At 34.9% G+C, this 2,625-nt stretch carries 1 protein-coding gene; it reads left to right on the top strand.

Annotation, left to right across the window (positions count from 1 at the left end):
• Positions 1-98: 98 nt before the first annotated feature.
• Positions 99-2,625: DUF6531 domain-containing protein (locus AB1397_05515; GenBank protein ID MEW6482443.1), on the top strand; the 2,527-nt coding region annotated here is incomplete at its 3' end.

The raw sequence follows: 2,625 nt of genomic DNA, 5'->3' as shown, positions 1-2,625 counted from the left end.
AAGGAAATGCACAATGATACAAGGGAAACCCTTAAAGAAATAGCCCATCTGATTGTAGCGGAAGGTGAGAGAACCCGAGGAGCAATAAAAGAGGCAAAATGAAGATAAAAGTCCTATTTTTCCTTCTCCTTTCAACCCTTGCCTTCCCCCATCTTCCCCTTCCTACGGTGGATACAAGCAATGGAAGCCTCAAGCTATTCTATATTGACTTTAAGATTCCAGCAAGGGGGATAAACTTAGAGATAACCAGAAGCTATTGGAGCCAGAGTGAGCACATCGGCTATTTTGGCAATAAATGGCATTCTAATCTTGATCTTACATTAGTTTATTATCCAGAATCCTCAAAGAAGACTATTGATATTAACCTAAAAGATAAAAAGAGAACAGAGCAAACAAAAACCAATCCTCCTGAGATAAAGATATTTGAGGAGAATCTAGTAAGGGAATTTGAAGCAAGGGATGGAACAACAACCTTTGCCTCAATCCATCACAATTACCAGATAATCACAAAAATCCCTGGCGGATTTATCAGAGAAACCCCAGATAAGACAAAATATTACTTTACCCAACTTGTTGAGGAAAGAGAGGTGCCAAATGAGGACAATTGGATAAAGAAATGGAAAGACAACGAAGGAAATGAGCATCAAACTGCCTATTTCTATTACACTGAATGCCCAAGAAAGACCTATCGGCTTAAAAGAATAGAAGACCGATATGGAAATACCTTAAGCTATGAATATGACCAAAACAATCGTCTTAAAAAGATAACCGACACTTCAGGAAGAAGCCTAAATATCACAACCAACCTAAAAGGAAGAATAACATCCATTACCGATCCTTTAAACAGAACAATAAGCTACGAATATAGTTATCAAGAAAACCTTTCCTCTTTTACTGACCCAGAAGGAAGAAAAACAGAATTTTCCTATGACTCTTTCCATAACCTTACCAGGATAGCCCATCCAGGAGGAAAAACCATACAAATAAAATATGACCCAGGGAGAAAGGTTCTCCAGGTAATTGAACCAAACAACAAAACAACAAGATATTCTTATTCAATGCTAAATGAAGGAATGGTTACAACTATAACCGATCCAAGGGGAAACAAAATGACTTATTCCTATGAGCCAGGATACTATAAATACCAAGAAAAAACAGCAATAATAACCGACCAGGAGGGAAACACCTGGAAAATAACAAGGGATAAAAGAAAGAACATTATAAGATATGAGACACCAAACAAAGACATCTTTTTATATACCTATGATGAAAAAAGTAATCTTATTCAAGCAACAGACCCTGAAGGGAACAAGTGGAATTATGAATATGAACCTAAATTTAATTTTGTTTCTAAGGTAATTAGACCAGATAATGGCATATTTAATCTAACATATGATTCATCTGGAAATTTGATAGAACTGAAACAACCAACAGGAGCTATTATCAAAATAGGATATAACATATATGGCAAGCCAACATCCATTATTGATCCAAACAACCATACTGCCTTTTATGAATATGACACCTATGGAAACCTTGTAAAGGTTGCAGATTCATTAGAAAATATTTCAGAGTTTATATATGACCTTGGAGGAAGGTTAATATTAACCAAAGACTCTAAAGAAAACATAACGGAATTTACCTATGACAATGTAGATAATCTCACTCAAACAAAGGATGCCTTAGGAAATCTCACAAGCTATACCTATGACCAAAGGGGAAACATAAAGGAAATCACAGATAGTAATAATAACAAAACAACCTATGACTATGACCTTTTAGACAGGCTAGTAAGGATAAAGGATAGTCTCAATAACATAATAGAATATAGCTATGACAATAGCAACAATCTTATTTCAATAAAGGATGCTTTAGGAAATCTCACAAGTTATGAATATACAAAAACAAATCACCTTTCTAAAATCATAGACCCTCAAGGAAATACAACCAAATACGAATATGACCAAATTGGTAATCTTACCAAGATAATTGACCCAAATGGAAATCAAACCCAATATACCTATAACAAAATATCTAATCTAATCGAGGTTATTGATGCAGAAGGAGGAATAACAAAGTATAACTATGACTCATTTGGAAACCTATTAGAGATAAATGATGCAAACAACCATAAGAGAAGCTATACATATGATAAAATGCTTCATCTTACATCTGAGGTAGACTCCCTCAACAATACAATACAATATCAATATGACCTTGCAGGAAACCTTATCTTAAGAAAGGATGCAATGGGTTATACTACCAATTATAGTTATGACGAGATAAATCGCTTAATCAAGATAAATTACCCTGATGGTTCTGAGACAAACTATAAATATGACAAGATAGGAAATATTACCTCTCTCTCAAATCCAGAAGTTTCAATGGAAATTACATGGGATGCCTTAAACAGACTTTCTAGCCTCTCTGCCTTAGGAAAGCAAATAGCCTATACCTACGACAACAATGGAAACAGAAAGACATTAGAAACAGAACAAGGAACAACCACCTATCTTTACAACAACCTCAATCAACTTACCGAGCTTACCAATCCCTATAATGAAAAGACAAGCTATGCATACTATCCCAATGGGCTTCTTAAATCAAAAACCCAAGCAAATGGGA

Source organism: bacterium (genome assembly GCA_040756715.1).
Lineage (GTDB): Bacteria > UBA9089 > UBA9088 > UBA9088 > UBA9088 > JBFLYE01.
The sequence above is the reverse complement of the archived record's forward strand: the minus strand, read 5'-3'. Positions and strand labels throughout refer to the sequence as shown.